The sequence below is a fragment of the Photobacterium kasasachensis genome, from assembly GCF_050336885.1.
GTDB classification, from domain to species: Bacteria; Pseudomonadota; Gammaproteobacteria; order Enterobacterales; family Vibrionaceae; genus Photobacterium; species Photobacterium kasasachensis.
Genome location: NZ_JAKJSH010000032.1, coordinates 36,338 through 57,143, shown reverse-complemented (window position 1 = coordinate 57,143; position 20,806 = coordinate 36,338). Strand labels below are relative to the sequence as shown.

Sequence of the window (20,806 nt, the reverse complement as noted above, 5' to 3'; positions counted from 1 at the left end):
AGAGTGGTGGGCGATACCGGGCTCGAACCAGTGACCCCCTCCTTGTAAGGGAGGTGCTCTCCCAACTGAGCTAATCGCCCTCCGATGTTTTACATCTTCAAAGGAGAAGATGGTGGGTCGTGCAGGATTCGAACCTGCGACCAATTGATTAAAAGTCAACTGCTCTACCAACTGAGCTAACGACCCATGGCGTCCCGTAGGGGAGTCGAACCCCTGTTACCGCCGTGAAAGGGCGGTGTCCTAGGCCTCTAGACGAACGGGACCAAGTGTTTCTTGCCAACGTTGTTGGGCAACGTTAGCGCTCTCTTACATTTTAACCAGGCAATCTGTGTGGACACTGCATCAAACAAGCAGTCTATCGTTAAGGAGGTGATCCAGCCCCAGGTTCCCCTAGGGCTACCTTGTTACGACTTCACCCCAGTCATGAACCACACCGTGGTAAACGCCCTCCCGAAGGTTAAGCTATCTACTTCTGGTGCAGCCCACTCCCATGGTGTGACGGGCGGTGTGTACAAGGCCCGGGAACGTATTCACCGTRGCATTCTGATCTACGATTACTAGCGATTCCGACTTCATGGAGTCGAGTTGCAGACTCCAATCCGGACTACGACGTACTTTGTGGGATTCGCTCACCATCGCTGGTTGGCAGCCCTCTGTATACGCCATTGTAGCACGTGTGTAGCCCTACTCGTAAGGGCCATGATGACTTGACGTCGTCCCCACCTTCCTCCGGTTTATCACCGGCAGTCTCCCTGGAGTTCCCRCCATKACGYGCTGGCAAACAAGGATAGGGGTTGCGCTCGTTGCGGGACTTAACCCAACATTTCACAACACGAGCTGACGACAGCCATGCAGCACCTGTCTCAGAGTTCCCGAAGGCACYMMTCYATCTCTAAAGGATTCTCTGGATGTCAAGAGTAGGTAAGGTTCTTCGCGTTGCATCGAATTAAACCACATGCTCCACCGCTTGTGCGGGCCCCCGTCAATTCATTTGAGTTTTAATCTTGCGACCGTACTCCCCAGGCGGTCTACTTAACGCGTTAGCTCCGAAAGCCACGGCTCAAGGCCACAACCTCCAAGTAGACATCGTTTACGGCGTGGACTACCAGGGTATCTAATCCTGTTTGCTCCCCACGCTTTCGCATCTGAGCGTCAGTCTTTGTCCAGGGGGCCGCCTTCGCCACCGGTATTCCTTCAGATCTCTACGCATTTCACCGCTACACCTGAAATTCTACCCCCCTCTACAAGACTCTAGTCTGCCAGTTCAAAATGCTGTTCCGAGGTTGAGCCCCGGGCTTTCACATCTTGCTTAACAGACCGCCTGCATGCGCTTTACGCCCAGTAATTCCGATTAACGCTCGCACCCTCCGTATTACCGCGGCTGCTGGCACGGAGTTAGCCGGTGCTTCTTCTGTCGCTAACGTCAAAATRKACAGCTATTAACTGCACACCCTTCCTCACGACTGAAAGTGCTTTACAACCCGAAGGCCTTCTTCACACACGCGGCATGGCTGCATCAGGGTTTCCCCCATTGTGCAATATTCCCCACTGCTGCCTCCCGTAGGAGTCTGGACCGTGTCTCAGTTCCAGTGTGGCTGATCATCCTCTCAGACCAGCTAGGGATCGTCGCCTTGGTGAGCCGTTACCCCACCAACTAGCTAATCCCACCTGGGCTAATCCTGACGCGAGAGGCCCGAAGGTCCCCCTCTTTGCTCCGAAGAGATTATGCGGTATTAGCCATCGTTTCCAATGGTTATCCCCCACATCAGGGCATATTCCCAGGCATTACTCACCCGTCCGCCGCTCGCCGCCCATAACGTCCCCCGAAGGTTCAGTCATGTCGCTGCCGCTCGACTTGCATGTGTTAGGCCTGCCGCCAGCGTTCAATCTGAGCCATGATCAAACTCTTCAATTTAAGATTTTGGTCGGCTCAATGAATACTGATTGAGTTTCCATTACTAGAAGCTAGTAACGAGAACTCGAATTGACTGTGCCAAAATAACCCTCTTTATAAAAAGAGAAGTATTTTGTATTGGTCACTCAGTTCATTGATGCCAAATTGCTTTCACTTTTAAAAAGTGAAGACAAAAGGTTTGACTAATCATTTCACGAGTGCCCACACAGATTGCATGGTCAAATTGTTAAAGAACGTTTCGCTAACACTTTGTGTTGGCTAGGCTGCGTATCTTACGCGCCTCTACTTTTAAGTCAAGCTGTTTTTTTGATTTTCTCAAAACCGCCTACTGACTCACTTCGATAATGCAAAAGCCTGTTTTTTAGCGCTTTCGACTTACTTACTAAAGAGGGTGGCAATTCTATGCAATTTAAAACCGGTGTCAAGCACCTTTTTTCAATTGTTTTCTTAGATATCCCACTTACCTACAAGTTATACACAGCTTGCAAATAGCTTACTAAGTATCGTTGTTCCTTGTCGGTGAGGCGGCATTATAGGGAGGGTGAAGAATATGACAACCAGTTTTTTGAACTTTTTCATCGATTGCTGATAATTCAAGCCATAACCTATAAAAATGACAACAAATAAAGCTATTCAACTCCCCCAATCAAAGCGTCAAAACTCATCGCAGTAGAATAAGCGTAGCCAATAACGGAGTAGAGTGGTCTTGTTTTAGAGAATTCGCAGAAAAAGGCAGCCAGTGGCTGCCTTAATATTGTCGAAAAACAGTGACTTTAAATAGCTACAACAAAATATGGGTTTAACAATTCTTCTCGATGGTAACTTAATGTATCACCGTTGAACTGCTTCACCGTTGCTCCTGCGCTTTCCGCTATGCATTGTCCGGCAGCGGTATCCCACATCATAGTGGGACCTAACCGAGGGTAAAATTGTGCTCGACCTTCGGCAACCAAGCAAAACTTCAGCGATGAACCAACTTCCGCCATTTTGTGCTCACCCAGTTTTTCGAGATAACTCGCCATGTCTGGACTAGGGTGAGAACGACTGCCCACCACAGTTGGTACAGTTGCAGGTCGAACCTTTATCTGATCTCGTCCTGCTTTTGTCTGAAGCCAAGCCTTTTCACTATCTCCTAACCAAGACTTGTCCAATGCCGGGGCATGGACAACCGCTATGGTTGGCTTGCCATTCTCAATCAGAGCAATGTTGACAGTAAACTCACCATTCTTGCGCAAAAACTCTTTAGTGCCATCAAGAGGATCCACCAGCCAAAAAGAAGACCAATGCTGCCTCTCAGGCCAAGGAGTATGAGCAGACTCTTCAGAAAGAATAGGAATGTCTGGCGTTAACGCTTTTAGCTGTTCAACAATAATGGTATTGGCTGCGAGATCTGCTTCGGTCACCGGGCTACTATCAGCCTTCTCAGAAACCTGAACATTGCCATGATAGCGCTCCATGATAGCTTCTCCGGCTTCAAGCGCTATGCCATATATCGATTCGAGTAGAGTACTCACTCGTAGCGACTCCTTTTATTAGCGGATGATCTGACGTTGTCTCAACGACTCCAAACACAGCTCTACCAACTCTGCGACCGATGCCTCACCAGCTTGTAAATGGATCTCTGGCAATTCCGGAGCCTGGTATTCAGAGTCGATCCCTGTGAACTGTTTAATTTCACCTGCTCGGGCTTTCTTATACAAGCCTTTCGGATCACGCTTCTCACATTCAGCCAGCGGCGTATCGACAAACACCTCAAGAAACTCACCTTCAGGTAGTAAGTCACGGACCAACTGACGTTCTTGACGATGTGGGGAAATAAAAGCACTTAATACAATAAGCCCAGCATCAGCCATCAACTTTGCGACTTCACCTATGCGTCGGATGTTTTCCCGACGATCTTCCGTCGAGAACCCAAGATCACGGCACAATCCATGTCGGACATTATCACCGTCAAGAAGATAGGTATGATGGCCCAACTCCGCTAGACGGGACTCCAGGGCACCAGCAACCGTTGATTTCCCGGCGCCACTCAACCCGGTGAACCACATTACACAAGGCTTTTGCTTTTTTTGCTTGGCACGAAAGGCCTTATCCGTCTGATGGCTGTGCCATACAACATTCTCATCATCATGAGGCTGAACCGCGGCTGTCATATTTAACTCCGTTTCATGACATACGATTAAAAATCATATTAAAAAGGAAATAGCTGAGGGATCAACGCAAGTACAACCACTGAATACACAATGGAGATCGGTAACCCTACCCGTAAGTAATCTATTAATTTGTAGTTTCCCACGCTATAGACCAATAAATTGGTCTGATAACCATAGGGAGATATAAAACTGGCGCTGGCACCGAATAAGATCGCCATAATAAAAGGCATAGGATCCGCGCCGTAACTCACCGCCAAACTGTAGGCAATAGGAAAAGAGAGTGCCGCTGCAGCATTGTTGGTCACCAGCTCCGTAAGGATTAGCGTCAGCAGGTATACCGCAACCAATGCTCCATAGATCCCCCAGCCATTAAATGCTGTCATCAGCATATTGCCCATGCGCTCTGACAAGCCACTGGATATCATTAGCTGAGCAAGCGATAGTGCCGAGCCGACAATCACAACGATGTCGACAGGAAAGCGCCGTCGAATTTCGGTGAAAGAAATAATGCCAGTGGCAACCAGTACCAGCAGGTAAGCGGCAAGCCCATTAATAATCGGTAAAATATCAAGCAACGCTGCGGCAATGACTCCCATAAACCCCGCCAGGACGCTGAAGCTCTTCCTGCTATCTAAACGCGCGCTGGAATCGAGCCCGTTGACCAACACAAACTCTCGGTTAAGCTGCTGCTTTTTCTCATTGAACGCTTTACCTGGCACAATGACCAATGTATCACCGGCATGCAATTCGATATTACCGAGGCCTCCCCCCAGACGTTCATGCCCCCGGCGGATGGCAACAACAACAGCATCAAAGCGCTCCCTAAAGCGAACGCTTTTCAGTGTTTTGCCTCGTATTCCCGCAGAGTGACTGACGATCACCTCCAGCATCGACTGACCATTAAGGTGGTGCTGGCCAAATAAATGCAAACCGTTTATTTCCTGCAACGTGGTTACACTTTCCACATCACCGCAAAACAGCAGGGTATCACCAGCCAGCAAGCGAGTATCCGGGCATACGGGAGCTATCTTTTTGCCATTACGTATCACTTCAGCCAAAAACAGCCGGCGTAACGCACGCAGACCATTCTCGGCAACCGTTTTGCCCGCCAGCGGCGAACCCCCTACGATTCGGGCTTCGAGAAAATACGGTAAGTCATCCTGGCTGTTGTCATCATAGACAGGTAACAGATAGCTGAGAGGAATAATAATAATCAGCCCGATCGCCAATACTGCCAGGCCAATAGAGGTAGGCGCAAAAAAGCCCAGGCTCGGTAGCCCTGCATCTTCAACGAAACTGTTTATGATTAGATTCGTTGAAGTGCCAATTAGGGTGAGTGTTCCCCCTAGTATGGCTGTATAAGAAAGGGGGATCAGCAATCTGGATGGTGCATGCCGCTGATTACGCTTAATAGCACCAATCAATGACACGACCACGGCCGTATTATTCGTAAATGAAGACAAAAACGCGGTCGACAAGCCAAGCTTTGCAACCACGCTAGACTGACCGCCTTGCGAAATCTGACGCCCGACCCAGCTGATCAGGCGTGTTTTCTCAAGGGCAACAGAAACAAGGATCAGCAATACCAAAGTTAACAACGATGAATTAGTAAAGTTGCCTGCCAAGGTCGGCAAATCAATCATGCCAACCTGGAATCCGACAAAGGCGGCTCCGGCAAATAAATAAGCCGGTTTGATCCGTGTTGTCAGCAGACAGGTTACTATCACCATTAACATGGCAAGAACCATTCCTTGTTCCCAGCCCATGCTATTATCCCAGTAGTTTACTGATATCTTTTGCATCCCAGTGAGGGAAATGCTTACGGATCAGCGCATTGAATTCAATCTCGAAGGCACTGAACGGGCTTTCTTGTTGACTTCCTGTTCCTGCCAACGCCTCACGCACCATCCCTGCCCCCACCGTTACGTTGGTCAAACGGTCGATAACAATAAAGCCACCGGTATCGACACTGTCCTTATAGGCATCAACGGCAATCTCTTCATTCAGTGTCACTTCACATAGGCCAATACCATTTAACGGTAGCGCATCGACTGAGAAAGTTTCCAGGTTATTGATATCGACCTGATGGCGAATGGCTTCCACTGAGCCAACAGTTTTCTTACCTGCAACCTTAATGTCGTACTGGCGACCAATCTCCAATGGGGCTTCAGCCATCCATACAATATCTGCCAACAAGTGATTGCTCTGTGGGACATCATCATTGGCAGCCACTATGGTATCACCACGGCTAATATCGATTTCGTCAGCCAGGGTTAATGTCACCGCCTGACCGGGGTGCGCTTCTGCCAAATCACCATCAAAGGTCACAATACGCTCGACCGTAGATATTTTCCCCGACGGCAGCGCTTTAATCTGATCACCTGCTTTTACAACTCCCGAGGCCACCGTGCCGGCAAAGCCACGAAAATCCAGATTAGGGCGATTAACATACTGCACCGGGAAACGAAAATCTCCCGTTTCACGTTCCTGGCCAATATCGACATTTTCAAGCAACGTCAGCAGCGAATCACCGTCATACCAAGGCGTTTTGTCACTCAGGCCAACAACATTGTCACCCTCCAATGCCGACAGCGGCACCAGTTTGATATCAAGATCGGCATTCAGTTTCTCGGCAAAGGCCAGGTACTCATCACGAATTGTATCGAAACGCTCTTCCTGGTAATCAACCAGGTCCATTTTGTTTATGGCAACCACAAAATGGCGGATACCCAGCAAGCTCGCTATATAGGAGTGGCGGCGAGTTTGATCCAAGACTCCTTTACGGGCATCAATCAAAATCACGGCGACATCACAGGTCGAGGCACCCGTAGCCATGTTACGCGTATACTGTTCATGGCCCGGGGTATCGGCAATGATGAACTTACGCTTCTTGGTCGAGAAATAACGGTAAGCGACATCAATAGTGATCCCCTGCTCCCGCTCAGCCTGAAGGCCATCGACCAGCAATGCCAGATCGGGCTTATCACCCGTTGTACCAACTTTCTGACTGTCGGTATGAATGGCCGCCAGCTGATCTTCATAAATCTGGTGCGAGTCATGAAGCAGACGACCGATTAGCGTACTTTTGCCGTCATCCACAGAACCACAGGTCAAGAAACGAAGTAGCGATTTATTCTGGTGCTGATCAAGGTAAGCTTCTATGCCTAGCTCAGCCACTTGTTGTTCAATAAGACTGTTCATGTATCTTTCCTTAGAAGTAACCTTGACGCTTTTTCAATTCCATCGAGCCAGACTGATCGTGGTCAATCGCCCGCCCCTGACGTTCACTCGATGTCGCCACCAGCATCTCTTCAATAATGCCCGGCAGGGTATTGGCCTCTGACTCAATCGCACCAGTCAGCGGATAGCAGCCCAAGGTACGGAAGCGTACGCTCTTATGTTCAATTCTCTCACCCGGTTGCAGCTCCATCCGATCGTCATCCACCATGATCAACATGCCGTCACGATCAACAACAGGACGTACCTCAGATAGGTACAACGGAACAATCTCAATGCCTTCCAGGTAGATGTACTGCCAGATATCCAGCTCGGTCCAGTTCGATAACGGGAAGACGCGGATACTCTCGCCTTTGTTGATCTGACCGTTGTAGGTTTTCCACAACTCGGGGCGCTGATTTTTCGGATCCCAGGTATGGTTTTTGTCACGGAACGAATAGACACGCTCTTTGGCCCGAGACTTCTCTTCGTCACGGCGTGCTCCGCCAAATGCGGCATCAAAGCCATATTTATTCAGAGCCTGCTTCAGCCCCTGGGTTTTCATAATATCGGTGTGCTTTGAAGAACCATGGGTAAAGGGGCCAACTCCCATCGCGAGCCCCTCAGGGTTCTTATGCACCAGTAAATCAAAACCATACTTCTTAGCAGTACGATCGCGAAACTCGATCATCTCGCGGAATTTCCAGTCGGTATCCACATGCAGAAGAGGGAATGGAATCTTGCCCGGGTAGAATGCCTTGCGGGCAAGATGCAACATAACCGATGAATCTTTCCCGATAGAGTACATCATTACCGGGTTATCGAACTCAGCAGCCACTTCGCGGATGATATGAATACTCTCCGCTTCTAGCTGCTTGAGGTGGGTTAAACGTTTAGGGTCCATCACTCTCTCCATACTATGCCAGCTTCACAACAGCAGACTGCTGTAATTGCTGTTCCTGCTTGCCGAACCAATGTAATTTTTCTGATAAATTCACCACTTCCCCGACCACTATCAATGAGGGTGAAGCGGCATGTTGAGCTAATGTCGCCAGCTCACCGAGCTGACCTTTCAAGACTTTCTGAGATTTCTGGGTACCACGTTCAATAATAGCAATAGGCGTATCCGCCGCCCGTCCGTGGCTCAGTAACTGTTGCTGAATATGGCTGGATTTCATCAGCCCCATATAAATCACCAGCGTTTGCTTACCGCGTGCCAGGGTTGACCAGTCCAGCTGATCGCCATCAGGCTTGAGGTGACCGGTAATAAACATGGCTGTTTGGGCATAATCACGGTGGGTCAGCGGAATACCGGCGTAAGCCGTCGCTCCCGCAGCAGCCGTTATACCCGGCACCACCTGGAACGGAATACCGGCATCGAACAAAACTTCCAGCTCTTCGCCCCCCCGGCCGAAGACAAACGGATCTCCACCTTTGAGACGAACCACGCGCTTGCCTTGTTTGGCATGGTAAACAATAAGCTCATTGGTATCTTCCTGCGGGACACTGTGAAACCCGGCTTTTTTTCCGACGCAGACCAACTCAGCATCACGACGAACAAGATCCATCACCTCATCAGACACCAAGTAGTCATAGAGCACAACATCAGCCTGCTGCATGAGCTGCAAGGCGCGCAGCGTCAATAAACCTGCATCACCGGGACCGGCACCAATCAAGGCAACCTGCCCCTGGGAAAGCACTTGTTGTTGCTGACTTTGAACTGAAAGATAAACCAGCTCCTGCTCGGCTTGCTTTTCCTGGCCGGAGGCAACCAGCTCAGAGAAGCGGCCGTTAAAAGCCTGCTCCCAGAAATTTCGACGCTGTGAGACAGAAGATACCGTCTGGGCCAGGCGGTTACGGAAACGTCCGGCAATCTCCGCCATCCGCCCCAGATGCCGAGGCAAGAGAGATTCTAGCTTTTCTCGAACTAAACGAGCAAGAACAGGGGCTTTGCCCGAAGAGGAAATGGCAACGATGATCGGCGAACGATCGACAATAGAAGGCACAATAAAGCTACAGCGCTGCGTATCATCAACCACGTTAACCATCACCTGACGCTGGTTGGCTGATTGGTATACAAGTGCATTAACGGCCTTGCGATCAGTGGCGGCGATAGCCAAAAAAATGCCATCAAGATCTGACGGGGCAAACTCTTCTGCCTGGTGCGCTATTTCTCCTGCCTGCAGGGCTTGCTGGAAATCGCCATTGAGCTCACGGGCAATCACTCTTACATCAGCACCCGCCTTCAATAGCATGCGGGTTTTACGCCATGCGACATCTCCACCCCCGACAACCAAACACGGTCGACGTCTTATGTCTGCAAAAATTGGCAAGTAATCCATTTACAGCGCCCTCTGTTCTATATCTAACAGCACTATAGTCGGGCTGGAATATTACCTGAAATTCTAAAATTTCATTTTTTATTCCAAAAAGTTTGGGGGACGCATAAATGAGGCCCATTGAAGAGAAATTATCGCCTCTGCTAATCAATCAATCTTAAAAAGGCAGTAATTACAGGTAAATATAGCTCAGGTTCATAATTGCTCCAGCCACATTGGGTTTAAGTTATGCCTTTTTTGTATTACTGAAAAACTCAGAACAGGTGAAATCATAAGCATAATGAGATTTGCACCGCCTTTTTGAGTAAAAAAACGAGATTCAGAACACAATAAGGTAACCAGCTCGCGTAATACCGACATAAATTTTGCTACCTTAAGCACGCTTTCCCGTTCTATATCCTGGAGAAAATCATGAAACTATCTGCCAAGCCGCTGTCAATTGCAGTACTTGGTGGCCTGCTGACTATGGCGGGTCCTGCCACGGCTGAAACGATCAAGTTACGTATTTTGGAAACAACCGATATCCACACCAACGTGATGGATTACGATTACTACAAAGATAAACCAACCAAAAAAACCGGCCTTGTTCGTACCGCCACGCTAGTTAAAAAAGCACGTGCCGAAGTCACTAACAGCGTTTTGGTCGACAACGGTGATTTACTGCAGGGTAGTCCTATGGGTGACTACATGGCTGCCAAGGGCATCAAGGCCGGCGAAGTTCACCCTGTTTACAAGGCGATGAACCAGCTAAATTATGATGTCGGTAACCTGGGTAACCACGAATTCAACTATGGGTTGGACTTCCTTAAAACCTCTCTTAAAGGTGCGACCTTCCCATACATCAACTCGAACGTGATTGACCTGAAGACAGGCAAAAACATGTTCACACCATACATCATCAAGCCGCACACCTTCAAAGACACTGACGGTGTCGAGCACGAAATCAAAGTTGGCTATATCGGCTTTGTTCCGCCGCAGATTCTTATCTGGGACAAGAAGAACCTGGAAGGCAAGGTAGAAGCACTCGATATCAAACAAGCCGCGGAGAAGTTTGTTCCGCAAATGAAAGCTGAGGGTGCGGATGTTATTGTTGCGATCCCTCACTCCGGCGTCTCTGCTGATCCGTATAAAGTGATGGCAGAAAACTCGGTTTACTACCTCACAGAGGTAGAGGGGATTGACGCTATTGCCTTCGGCCACTCGCATGCAGTGTTCCCAGGCAAAGGCTTTGCCAACCTGCCGAATACCGATATCAAGAAAGGTACCATCAACGGTGTTGCTGCTGTTATGCCGGGCCGCTGGGGCGACCACCTAGGCGTGATGGACCTTGTTCTTGAAAAAGAAGAAAACAAGTGGGTTGTCACTGATGCCCAAACCGAAGCTCGCCCTATCTATGACAAGTACAAGAAAGAAGCCCTTGTCGAAGCGGATGAAAAGCTGGTTGCATCTGTCAGCGAAGACCACAAAGCTACTCGTGATTTCGTCAATCAGCCAATCGGTAAAGCCAGCGATGTGATGTACAGCTTCCTGGCACTGGTTCAGGACGATCCAACGGTTCAGATTGTTAGCCTGGCCCAGAAAGACTATGTCGAGCGCTTCATCCAGGGCGATCCTGATCTGGACGGAATTCCGGTTCTGTCTGCAGCGGCACCATTCAAGGCAGGTGGCCGTGGTAACGATCCGGCGAACTTCACCGAAGTCGAGTCCGGCCAGCTGACGTTCCGTAACGCCGCCGATCTGTACCTGTACCCGAACACCCTGGTTGCCATGAAAGTCACCGGCAAAGAAGTCAAAGAATGGCTGGAATGCTCGGCAGGTCAGTTCAACCAGATCGACCTTAACAGCACCGAGCAGCAGGGGCTGATCAACTGGGACGGTTTCCGAACCTATAACTTCGATGTGATCGACGGCGTTAACTACACCATCGATATCTCGCAGCCTGCCCGTTATGACGGTAACTGCAAGCTAATCAATGACAAAGCCTCGCGAATCCAAGAATTGACGTTCAACGGCAAACCTGTCGAGCCAACGCAGGCCTTTATCATTGCGACCAATAACTACCGTGCATACAGCGGCAAATTTGCCGGTACGGGCGAGCAATATGTCGCCTTTGCCTCACCGGATGAAAACCGTACGGTCATTGCCGACTACATCTCCCGTATCAGCAAAGAAAAAGGCCTGGTTACCCCGAGTGCTGACAACAACTGGTCTTTTGCGCCGCTGAAGAGCGACAAGAAGCTAAATGTGACATTTGAAACCTCGCCAAGCGATAAGGCAACGCAGTTTATTAAAGACAAAGGTCAGTACCCGATGGAAAAAGTGGGTACGGACAAGGTTGGCTTTGCGGTCTATCGTATCGATCTGCAAAAATAACCCCTGAGTCTCCGGCACTCAAACATACCGCGGCTTAGCCCGCGGTATTTTTTGCTATGATGGCAGCATAGTTCCCAACCTGTAACCATTATTATGAACGACGTCCTGCAAGCCTTTCTCAGCCAGCTTGGTGCTTCAGCGGAAACCATCCAAGAAGCCGTCGCTGCCGCCGACCCCATGGAGCTGCCAACCCGGCACGTATTGCTCAACCAAGGGGAAAAGCCGGGCTATTGCTACTTTCTCCTCGACGGACTTTGTCATGCCTGCTATCTCACGCCCGAGGGAAAACAGTTCAGCAAAGAGTTCTATTGGGACCAGGATGTCCTGATTGGCTTTGAAAGCCTTATCAATGATGCGCCGTCACCCTTCTTGCTCGAGACCCTGTCTGCCAGCAAGCTGCTAGCCTTGCCTGTCGGTCTGCTAGTGCAGTGGCGAGCACAGGGCAATCCTCTCTACCTGCGCCTGCTTGAACGGCAGCTTAGCTATAAAGAACAGAAAGAACGCTTTATGCTGATGCATACGCCAGAGGAACGCTACCAGTTATTTACCACCAGCTTCCCGGAATTATTGAGCCGGATTGCCGACTATCAGATTGCCTCTTATCTGGGGATCACCCCGATAAGCCTCAGCCGGATCAAAAAACGTCTTGAGGAAGAATAATTAACAATCGTTAATGCCAGGCAGACATGTTGGCGGTACTCTGCTGCCAGACCCTGTATCCATCAAGGAGAATACGATGCAATGGCAATGCCTGCCTTTTGAACAGCTCACAACCCACCAACTGTATGACTTGCTCAAGCTCAGAGTCGATGTCTTCGTGGTCGAGCAAAACTGCCCCTATCCCGAGCTGGATAACTGTGACCGCCTAGCAGGTACCCACCATCTGCTGGGTTACCACAATGATGAGCTTGTGGCCTACCTCAGGCTGCTGCCACCGGGGACCACCTATGCCAACAGCAGCATCGGCCGCGTACTAACGGCAGCCAGTGCTCGGGGGACAGGGGCCGGTCACGTGCTGATCCAGCAAGGGCTGGAATACGCCGAACAACTTTGGCCAAATCAGACAATCGACATCGGTGCTCAGTCTCATCTTCAGCACTACTATCGCCGATATGGCTTTGAGGCAATTTCTGACGAATACCTGGAAGATGGCATTCCGCATGTAGACATGAGACTGCGCAAAGGGATTGTGAGTGAATAAACTCTCCCCGTTCGCCGCCGGAGCGCTGCTACTGCTGCTGGGCAACTTGTCCGCGTCCTTCTCTGATGTGGCGGTAAAACTACTTGAAGGGGGCATTAGCGCCTTTCAATACATGTTCATCCGCCAGTTGCTCAGTGTCTTATTACTGTTTCCGTTTTGGCTCAGATTGACACCCCGGCAACAGGCTGTCGGCAACTATGGTATTACCCTGGTACGCTCTCATCTGGTGTTGGCGGGAAGCGGCTTTGTCATGGTCGCCCTGACCTGGCTGCCGCTAGCGACTGCCAACGCTCTGTTTTACGCTGCGCCACTGCTGATGCTGCCGCTATCGGCCTGGTTACTAAAAGAAAAGCCAGAACGGCAGAAAGTACTGGCAACCCTCACCGGCTTTTGCGGCGTCCTGGTCGTACTACGGCCCGATCAGTTCCACTGGGCGGCACTGGCCGCTTTGGGGTGTGCTTTCACGCTGGCACTGTACAACGTGCTGGTCAGAAAGTTGCCTGAACAGCAACCCGTCGTCAGCACGCTATTTTGGACCGGCGTTTTCTCTCTGCCTCTGGCAGGCGTGCTTGCTGCATTGTTCTGGCAACCCATCACCACAGAAGAGCTGATGCTCATTGCAGCCAGCGCATTCTTTACCTTGGGGTATCACGGCTGCGCTGTAGCCGCCTACCGACGCGCAACGACCTGCCAGCTCGGGCTGATTGAGTACTCCGGACTGATTTTTGTCACCCTTTTGGGGATTATCGGATTTGATGAACGGCCTGATTTACTGACAACTATGGGGATTGTACTCATTGTGCTGCCGATGCTGCCTCTGCCTAAGTCACGTCGTTCAAAGCCCCTGTGCGATGACGCAGCTCAATAACAGTATTCAGTTGAAAACCCGTCAAATTGAAAAAAGGCCACTTTCGGCCTTTTTTCACAACTACCTTTTCACCACCATTCACTACTGGCTACGAACAAAACTGCCATCGGAGCGGCGGAAAAACATTACCGATTCTCCCTTGCGGCTTTCTATCTGCAACACATCCAACCCGCCTTTTGCCGTCTGCTTATAACGGAGCCATTGGCCAGCCTTGATCCGGCTAAGGGGTTTGTCTTTACCTTCAATGGCCGCGACCGCATAGAGGTCGGTTAATGGTAATGACTTGTCACGGAAAATATTGGCCAGCGTCTCACCCTGCTTAACCTGATATTTCTGCCACTCCACTTCAACCGGCGCTTTTTCCACAGGTGGCTGGCTAGCTGGAGAGGCCGGCTCCGGGGTTTTCACGGCAGTACGTACCGGCGACTGAGGCTCACTACGCTGACCAACCGGAGGAAGCGAGGTTTCATTATTACCGAGATCAAGCGCGAGTTCGCGTCGTTCGGTTTGACCAGGCGTTGAGGTTGATGTCGGCTCGCTCACCGGCAATAACATCAACCCCCCTACCACGGGAAGCAATACCGAAAGCCCCCGGCGGTGCAACAGTGGCAACGCTTGCCATTTAGCCTTTAAAGGCGCCAACTTGGCTTTCAGTCGGTCGCTGCTGACACTCAGACTTTCCTTGCTAAACGAAAGACGGGGAAGCTTAAATTCACTTTTTTTCTTTGAACGGCGTCTGGCCTGTCCCATATTCAACACTCCGGCGTTCTCAACTCACGCTATCAAACGACATCTTGTCACAAAAGTTTACCCCTTGGGGTCGAAACTGTTATCCTGCCTGCTTTAATTCACTCTACATTGAGAGAAGACACCATGTCTGACGTTAAACTAGATACAGTTGAAACTAAAGCAAGCTACGGTATCGGTCTACAAATGGGCCAACAGCTAGCACAAAGCGGTCTTGAAGGCCTGAACGTTGCTGCTATCGCTAAAGGTATCGCAACTTCCCTAACTGGTGAGATGCCAGAGATCGAAGTTGACGACATCAACAATGCACTGCGTGAAATCCACACTCGTGCAGAAGAAGCGCGTCAAGAGCAAGCTAAAGCTGCAGCAGCTGACGGTGAAGCTTTCCTAAAAGATAACGCACTACGCTCTGAAGTAACAGTGACTGAATCTGGTCTTCAGTACGAAGTTCTTGTTGAAGGTAACGGTGAGATCCCAACTTCAGACAAGCAAGTTCGTGTTCACTACCACGGCGAACTGACTGACGGTACTGTATTCGACAGCTCTGTATCTCGCGGTCAGCCTGCAGAGTTCCCAGTAACTGGCGTTATCGCTGGTTGGGTTGAAGCTCTTCAGATGATGCCTGTTGGTTCTAAGTGGAAACTATACATCCCACAAGACCTAGCATACGGCGAGCGTGGCGCAGGTGCTGCTATCCCTCCATACGCAGCGCTAGTATTCGAAGTTGAACTACTAGACATCCTGTAAGCTTCCCGAAGCCAGACAGAATTTCCAAACGGTGCCACGGCACCGTTTTTCATTTCCTTCCGACGCACTTCATCCCAGTAAATCATATTTTTTCATTTAAATTTGGTATTTACGCCGCATTCCCCACTACGCTTATAACGTTAATCAAAGGAGGATGCCATGGGATACAAACCATCAATTTTTAACCGACTACTTTTACTCACCACATTGTTTAGCTGCCTTGCTTTCTCTGCCGGCAGTCAGGCTTTCAGCCTGTCAGATCTATTTGGCGGCGGTGATGACGAACAAACAGAGGCCAGCGCAGCCAATCCCCTAACAGACATACTGACCAGCCAGCTCGGAGTCACCCAAGAACAAGCGGCAGGTGGTGCCGGCGCCCTGCTGTCACTGGCATCCAGCCAGCTCAGTGGCGTTCAGGCGAGCGAGCTCAGCAAGATGATCCCCGGCAGTGATGCCCTCAGCGCGGCAATTCCTCCAGGCCTTGGCGGTATGCTGACTAACATAGATACCATTAACCAGGTGTTCTCCGCTCTCGGTATGGACGCCAGCATGGTCAGCCAGTTTATTCCTGTCGTCATGCAGTTTCTTGGCAACCAGGGAGCCAGTGCCGGCTTAATGGATGCCCTCGGTAAAGTATGGACGCCAGCAGGCTAACAACACGGATTCAAAAAACGCGGCAACGAGGATACTGAAATTGCTGCGTTTCCTGTCAGAAGCAAGTAAAAATAGGTAATTAAAACAGCAAACTGACAATAAGCTCACAAATAAAAAAACCTTATCTGTCTGCGAGTCGCAGTATAAGATAAGGTTTTTTGTAACCTATGATTGTCAGAGTACTAATGCATCAAATGCCCGAACCATCATATTCAGCATCATCTTCATGCAAACCACACTCGCGTTTAAGGCCAAAGAAACGGGTTTCTTCCTCCTTCATGCCCGGCTCCCACTTACGGGTGGTATGGGTATCACCGACGGATAAATAGCCCTGCTCCCATAACGGATGGTAAGGCAGATCATGCAAAGTCAGGTACTGATGGATATCCTTATTCGTCCAGTCAATCAATGGCAAGAACTTAAACAGACCGTTTTGGATTGCCAGCACCGGCAAAGTCGCCCGGGTATCAGACTGCTCCCGTCGCAACCCCGAAAACCAGCAGCCGACATTGAGCTCGTCCAGCGCGCGGCGCATAGGCTCAACCTTGTTCAGCTGATTATACTGCTTGATCCCCTCAACGCCTTGTTCCCACAGTTGACCAAACCGGGCTTCCTGCCAGGCCGAACTCATTTCCGACTTGTAGACATACAGGTTCAGCGACAACCGTGCCGTCAGTTCATCAATAAACTGATAGGTCTCCGGAAACAGATAACCCGTGTCCGTCAAAATCACTGGCACATCCGGTTTTTCCTGGGTCACCAGATGCAGCATGACAGCCGACTGAATACCAAAACTTGACGCCAGCGCAAATTCACCGTCCAGATTTTCCAACGCCCAGCGCACTCTGTCTTGGGCCGTCAGAACTTCCAGCTCAGCATTAATTTCCGCTAGCTGCAGGATCTGCTCCACCTTATTTTTCTGAAGCAGTTCTGCTAACGCTAACTTAGGCATAAAAATCCCTCTTAGAGACTAACACCGGTTCAATGATCCCGGCACGGATAGTAAAGTCACCAAAGCCTTCACCGTCTTCACGCTCTTGCGACCAGCGTGCCACCAGCGAGTCAATCTCTTCCATGATCTGAGCCACTGTAATGTTTTCCCGGTACATTTTCGGTACCCGGGTGCCACTGCGGTTCCCACCGAGGTGGAGATTGTAGCGTCCCGGCGCCTTTCCGACCAAGCCAATTTCCGCCAGCATTGCCCGGCCACAGCCATTTGGACAACCGGTCACCCGCAAAATAATATTGTCGTCTTCCGCCAGGCCGTGCTTGGCCAGAATACCTTCGACATCGGTGACAAAGTCAGGCAGAAAGCGCTCAGCCTCGGCCATTGCCAGCGGACAGGTCGGCAAAGACACACAAGCCATAGAATTCTTGCGCTGCTCACTGACACCGTCGTCGATCAGGCCGTGATCACGGGCGATCTTTTCGATATTGTCTTTATCCTTCGCCGCCACGCCAGCCACAATCAGGTTCTGGTTGGCAGTCATGCGGAAATCACCTTTGTGGACCTTGGCAATTTCAGCCATCCCGGTTTTCAATGGTTTGCCCGGGTAGTCCAGCAAACGGCCGTTTTCGATAAACAGGGCCAAATGATGCTTGCCATCGATGCCTTCGACCCAGCCAATCCGGTCGCCGCGGTCGGTAAACTCATACGGACGGCTCTCGGCAAACGCAATACCAGCTCGTTTTTCCACCTCGGCCTTGAACACATCCGTGCCGACACGATCTAAGGTGTACTTGGTTTTGGCATTTTTACGGTTGGAACGGTTACCCCAGTCACGCTGGGTTGTTACCACAGCAGCTGCGACATCCAATGTTTTTTCCACAGGAATAAAGCCTAAGTCATCGGCGCGGCGCGGATAGGTAGACTTGTCGCCATGGGTCATTGCCAACCCGCCACCAACCAGGACATTAAAGCCAACCAGCTTGCCCTCTTCAGCAATCGCCACAAAGTTCAGGTCATTGGCATGCACATCGACGTCATTTTGCGGCGGGATCACCACTGTCGTCTTGAACTTACGCGGCAGGTAAGTACTGCCCAGAATCGGCTCTTCGTCCGTGGCCTCTACCTTCTCGCCATCCAGCCAGATTTCCGCATAGGCGCGTGTTTTCGGCAGCAGATGCTCACTGATCTTCTTCGCCCACTCGTACGCTTCCTGATGCAGCTCAGACTCAACCGGGTTGGTCGTGCACAGTACGTTACGGTTCACATCCCCCGCGGTGGCAATCGAGTCGATCCCGATTTTATTGAGCGTCTGGTGCATCAGCTTAATGTTTGGTTTCAGTACACCGTGGAACTGAAAGGTCTGGCGCGTTGTCAGGCGAATACTGCCATACAGGCTGTGTTCCTCGGCAAATTTGTCGATGGCCAGCCACTGCTTTGGTGTGATCACTCCACCTGGCATCCGGGCACGCAGCATCACGTTCTGCAACGGTTCAAGTTTCTGCTTGGCACGCTCAGCGCGGATATCGCGGTCATCCTGCTGGTACATGCCGTGAAAACGGATCAGCTGGAAGTTATCACCGTTAAAACCACCAGTGATGCGATCCTGCAAATCGTTCTCTATGGTGCCGCGCAAGAAGTTGCTTTCCCGCTTCAGGCGTTCGTTATCTGATAGTTTTTGCTCGCTCATTAGTACACATCCCTTTGATAACGCTTGTTCTTACGCAGCTCGTTTAAATACTGCTCCGCCTGTTCGCGGCTTTGCTGACCTTGTTGCTCGGCAATAGTCACCAGAGCTTCATGAACATCTTTGGCCATATAGTTTGCATCGCCACAAACATACACATGCGCCCCGTCCTGCAGCCACTGCCAAACCTGGACGGCATGCTCAAGAAGGCGGTGCTGAACATACACCTTTTCCACCTGATCGCGGCTAAAGGCGACATCAATCTGGCTCACTACGCCGGATTTCAAATACTTCTGCCATTCCACCTGATACAGGAAGTCTTCAGTGAAGGTACGGTCACCAAAGAACAGCCAATTTTTGCCTTTCGCTTCCCGGTTGTCTCTTTCCTGAACAAACGCTCGGAACGGTGCGATACCGGTTCCCGGACCAATCATGATCACCGGGGTATTATCGTCAGCCGGCAGCTTAAAGTTGTTGTTAGTCTCGACAAAGACCTTGACGTTATCACCTTCTTCCAGGCGGTATGACAGATGGCTCGATGCTCCTCCCTGCCGGGTTTCGTCGCCGTTTTCGTATTCAACAACTCCCACCGTCAGGTGCACTTCCTCGCCCACCTCTTCCTGGCTGGAAGCAATCGAATACAGGCGTGGTGTCAAACGGCGCAGCAGCCCGGTAAGTTGCTCGGCAGTCAACTTTGATTTCTTTTCAACTAAAACATCAATCACCTGCGTCTGGCCGGCATACTGACGCAACTTGTCTTTGTCAGCTACCAGCTTTTCCAGCTTTTTGCTGCCTGAGAGCTCTGCGTACTTCGTCACCAGCTGCGGATTAGCTGCGGTTATTTCATACTTGCTGATCAATGCCTGTTTCAGTGACAGCACCTCACCGTCAACCTCGACATTTTCGTTGCCGTCCAGGCCAACCCGTGCCGCCAAGGCTTCAGCCAAAACCGAGTCGTTCTCGTACCACACACCCAGCGCATCACCCGGTTGATATGTCAGCCCGGAATCTTCCAGATCAATTTCGATATGGCGGACATCTTTGCCCGAGCGACGCCCGGTGATCTTCTGGCTGGTTAGCAACGTTGCCTCGTAAGGCTTCTGCTTAGAGTATTGTGAAACCGCCTGCTGACTGTTGGCTACCGGTAGCTGAACCACTTCAGCCTCGCCAGTCGATAAGGTTTCTTTTACCTTTTCAAGGGCTTTTGCCCGCCATTCTGCGGCTGGCGTATCATAGTCAACGTCACAGTCAAGACGCTCAAGTATCGACTCTCCCCCCAGGCGGCTCAGATAGCTGTCAAAGTCTTTTGCTGTCTGGCAGAAGAACTCATAACTCGAGTCTCCCAGACCAATCACGGCATACTTTAGATTCGGTAGTTTCGGCGCTTTCTTCGACTGTAAGAACTCATGCAGTTCAATCGCATCATCCGGCGCCTCACCCTCACCGTGTGTAGAGGCGACAATGATCACATGGGTTTCTTTGGCTAGGTTTTTGCCTTTATAGTCACCGGCGGCAAATAGCTCGACAGCGATACCGGCAGCCGAAGCTTCTTCTTTGAGCGCTTCAGCCACCCCTTTTGCATTTCCCGTCTGGGAAGCATGAATAATCGTTAGCTTGCCGGCTGGCTGGGCAACTGCCGCAGCGGAAAGCTGTTGGGCAGGTTGCGGCTGGTCCGCAGACTGAGTTTGGCTCAGCCCCCAAAAGTACCCACTTATCCACGCCATTTGCTGTGGCGACAGTTCTGCAGCGGCCTGTTGCAGTTGACCTATTTGTTGATCATTGAGTGGGCTGGCTATGGCCGAGAGTTCCTTAAGTAACATGACACGACGATCCCTATACATTGCGTAGTGTTAGATTAGCTACTCAAAGAAATAACAAGAAAGAATAGATAAGAATGTTTTATAACTTTTAGTAAGGTTAGAAGACAGGAAAAAGCGGCTTAACCTGACATTAAGCCGGA

16 protein-coding genes, 3 tRNA genes and 1 rRNA gene are annotated in these 20,806 nt (G+C 50.5%); 6 read left to right on the top strand and 14 right to left on the bottom strand.

Features of this window, described 5'->3' with window-relative positions; translation table 11 throughout:
• Positions 1 to 4 precede the first annotated feature (4 nt).
• From L4D19_RS28375 to cysG, 10 genes are all read right to left on the bottom strand, one after another.
• Positions 5 to 80 (bottom strand) — tRNA-Val (locus L4D19_RS28375).
• A gap of 30 nt (positions 81 to 110) precedes the next feature.
• A tRNA-Lys gene (locus L4D19_RS28370) sits at positions 111 to 186 on the bottom strand.
• A gap of 1 nt (position 187) precedes the next feature.
• Positions 188 to 263 (bottom strand) — tRNA-Glu (locus tag L4D19_RS28365).
• A gap of 99 nt (positions 264 to 362) precedes the next feature.
• A 16S ribosomal RNA gene (locus L4D19_RS28360) occupies positions 363 to 1,915 on the bottom strand.
• 773 nt (positions 1,916 to 2,688) lie between these two features.
• On the bottom strand, positions 2,689 to 3,429 hold the full coding sequence (cysQ, locus tag L4D19_RS28355; protein WP_239410229.1) for a 3'(2'),5'-bisphosphate nucleotidase CysQ: 741 nt from the start codon (positions 3,427 to 3,429) through the stop codon (positions 2,689 to 2,691).
• 18 nt (positions 3,430 to 3,447) lie between these two features.
• On the bottom strand, positions 3,448 to 4,068 hold the full coding sequence (cysC, locus tag L4D19_RS28350) for an adenylyl-sulfate kinase (protein ID WP_160657833.1): 621 nt from the start codon (positions 4,066 to 4,068) through the stop codon (positions 3,448 to 3,450).
• Positions 4,069 to 4,106: 38 nt separating this feature from the next.
• Positions 4,107 to 5,834, bottom strand: a complete 1,728-nt coding sequence (locus L4D19_RS28345) for an SLC13 family permease (protein ID WP_428455146.1) — start codon at positions 5,832 to 5,834, stop codon at positions 4,107 to 4,109.
• A gap of 4 nt (positions 5,835 to 5,838) precedes the next feature.
• Positions 5,839 to 7,269, bottom strand: a complete 1,431-nt coding sequence (cysN, locus tag L4D19_RS28340; RefSeq protein ID WP_428455145.1) for a sulfate adenylyltransferase subunit CysN — start codon at positions 7,267 to 7,269, stop codon at positions 5,839 to 5,841.
• 10 nt (positions 7,270 to 7,279) lie between these two features.
• Complete coding sequence (gene cysD, locus L4D19_RS28335; RefSeq protein WP_428455144.1) at positions 7,280 to 8,188, bottom strand: sulfate adenylyltransferase subunit CysD; 909 nt, start codon at positions 8,186 to 8,188, stop codon at positions 7,280 to 7,282.
• 13 nt (positions 8,189 to 8,201) lie between these two features.
• A complete protein-coding gene (gene cysG, locus L4D19_RS28330) occupies positions 8,202 to 9,626 on the bottom strand; it encodes a siroheme synthase CysG (protein ID WP_428455143.1) in 1,425 nt (474 codons plus the stop codon).
• 408 nt (positions 9,627 to 10,034) lie between these two features.
• Between cysG and L4D19_RS28325 the strand changes: the two genes are divergently transcribed.
• From L4D19_RS28325 to L4D19_RS28310, 4 genes are all read left to right on the top strand, one after another.
• Positions 10,035 to 11,996 carry a bifunctional 2',3'-cyclic-nucleotide 2'-phosphodiesterase/3'-nucleotidase gene (locus L4D19_RS28325; RefSeq protein WP_428455142.1) on the top strand — a complete coding sequence of 654 codons (1,962 nt, stop codon included), beginning with the start codon at positions 10,035 to 10,037 and terminating at the stop codon, positions 11,994 to 11,996.
• A 93-nt stretch (positions 11,997 to 12,089) separates the two neighbouring features.
• Positions 12,090 to 12,656 (top strand): Crp/Fnr family transcriptional regulator, encoded by a 567-nt coding sequence (locus L4D19_RS28320; protein ID WP_160657821.1) that lies wholly within the window; start codon positions 12,090 to 12,092, stop codon positions 12,654 to 12,656.
• A 76-nt stretch (positions 12,657 to 12,732) separates the two neighbouring features.
• On the top strand, positions 12,733 to 13,197 hold the full coding sequence (locus L4D19_RS28315; protein ID WP_428455150.1) for a GNAT family N-acetyltransferase: 465 nt from the start codon (positions 12,733 to 12,735) through the stop codon (positions 13,195 to 13,197).
• On the top strand, positions 13,190 to 14,065 hold the full coding sequence (locus tag L4D19_RS28310) for a DMT family transporter (protein WP_428455141.1): 876 nt from the start codon (positions 13,190 to 13,192) through the stop codon (positions 14,063 to 14,065). Before L4D19_RS28315 ends, L4D19_RS28310 begins: the two co-directional genes overlap by 8 nt.
• 81 nt (positions 14,066 to 14,146) lie before the next feature.
• Here the strand turns inward: L4D19_RS28310 and L4D19_RS28305 are convergent, their stop codons facing one another.
• Complete coding sequence (locus tag L4D19_RS28305) at positions 14,147 to 14,815, bottom strand: LysM-like peptidoglycan-binding domain-containing protein (protein WP_428455140.1); 669 nt, start codon at positions 14,813 to 14,815, stop codon at positions 14,147 to 14,149.
• Positions 14,816 to 14,938: 123 nt separating this feature from the next.
• Between L4D19_RS28305 and bamJ the strand changes: the two genes are divergently transcribed.
• A complete protein-coding gene (gene bamJ / locus L4D19_RS28300; RefSeq protein ID WP_239410237.1) occupies positions 14,939 to 15,559 on the top strand; it encodes a BamJ family beta-barrel-assembly machinery protein in 621 nt (206 codons plus the stop codon).
• A 159-nt stretch (positions 15,560 to 15,718) separates the two neighbouring features.
• Entirely contained in the window at positions 15,719 to 16,213 is a 495-nt protein-coding gene (locus tag L4D19_RS28295) for a DUF2780 domain-containing protein (RefSeq protein WP_428455139.1), read from the top strand.
• A gap of 190 nt (positions 16,214 to 16,403) precedes the next feature.
• On the opposite strand, the gene L4D19_RS28290 is transcribed toward L4D19_RS28295, so the two are convergent.
• Genes L4D19_RS28290 through L4D19_RS28280 form a run of 3 tightly spaced genes read right to left on the bottom strand, consistent with a single transcriptional unit; the run spans position 16,404 to position 20,666 of the window.
• Positions 16,404 to 17,165 (bottom strand): phosphoadenylyl-sulfate reductase, encoded by a 762-nt coding sequence (locus L4D19_RS28290; protein WP_428455138.1) that lies wholly within the window; start codon positions 17,163 to 17,165, stop codon positions 16,404 to 16,406.
• A complete protein-coding gene (gene cysI, locus L4D19_RS28285; protein WP_428455137.1) occupies positions 17,158 to 18,849 on the bottom strand; it encodes an assimilatory sulfite reductase (NADPH) hemoprotein subunit in 1,692 nt (563 codons plus the stop codon). Before cysI ends, L4D19_RS28290 begins: the two co-directional genes overlap by 8 nt.
• Entirely contained in the window at positions 18,849 to 20,666 is a 1,818-nt protein-coding gene (locus L4D19_RS28280) for an assimilatory sulfite reductase (NADPH) flavoprotein subunit (protein WP_428455136.1), read from the bottom strand. Before L4D19_RS28280 ends, cysI begins: the two co-directional genes overlap by 1 nt.
• Between the last annotated feature and the right edge of the window lie 140 nt (positions 20,667 to 20,806).

Coding starts and splice junctions, on each gene's coding strand:
- cysC (WP_160657833.1), bottom strand. CDS start 4,068: ATGACAGCCGCGGTTCAGCCTCATGATGATGAGAATGTTGTATGGCAC.
- L4D19_RS28345 (WP_428455146.1), bottom strand. CDS start 5,834: ATGGGCTGGGAACAAGGAATGGTTCTTGCCATGTTAATGGTGATAGTA.
- cysN (WP_428455145.1), bottom strand. CDS start 7,269: ATGAACAGTCTTATTGAACAACAAGTGGCTGAGCTAGGCATAGAAGCT.
- cysD (WP_428455144.1), bottom strand. CDS start 8,188: ATGGACCCTAAACGTTTAACCCACCTCAAGCAGCTAGAAGCGGAGAGT.
- cysG (WP_428455143.1), bottom strand. CDS start 9,626: ATGGATTACTTGCCAATTTTTGCAGACATAAGACGTCGACCGTGTTTG.
- L4D19_RS28325 (WP_428455142.1), top strand. CDS start 10,035: ATGAAACTATCTGCCAAGCCGCTGTCAATTGCAGTACTTGGTGGCCTG.
- L4D19_RS28320 (WP_160657821.1), top strand. CDS start 12,090: ATGAACGACGTCCTGCAAGCCTTTCTCAGCCAGCTTGGTGCTTCAGCG.
- L4D19_RS28315 (WP_428455150.1), top strand. CDS start 12,733: ATGCAATGGCAATGCCTGCCTTTTGAACAGCTCACAACCCACCAACTG.
- L4D19_RS28305 (WP_428455140.1), bottom strand. CDS start 14,815: ATGGGACAGGCCAGACGCCGTTCAAAGAAAAAAAGTGAATTTAAGCTT.
- bamJ (WP_239410237.1), top strand. CDS start 14,939: ATGTCTGACGTTAAACTAGATACAGTTGAAACTAAAGCAAGCTACGGT.
- L4D19_RS28295 (WP_428455139.1), top strand. CDS start 15,719: ATGGGATACAAACCATCAATTTTTAACCGACTACTTTTACTCACCACA.
- L4D19_RS28290 (WP_428455138.1), bottom strand. CDS start 17,165: ATGCCTAAGTTAGCGTTAGCAGAACTGCTTCAGAAAAATAAGGTGGAG.
- cysI (WP_428455137.1), bottom strand. CDS start 18,849: ATGAGCGAGCAAAAACTATCAGATAACGAACGCCTGAAGCGGGAAAGC.
- L4D19_RS28280 (WP_428455136.1), bottom strand. CDS start 20,666: ATGTTACTTAAGGAACTCTCGGCCATAGCCAGCCCACTCAATGATCAA.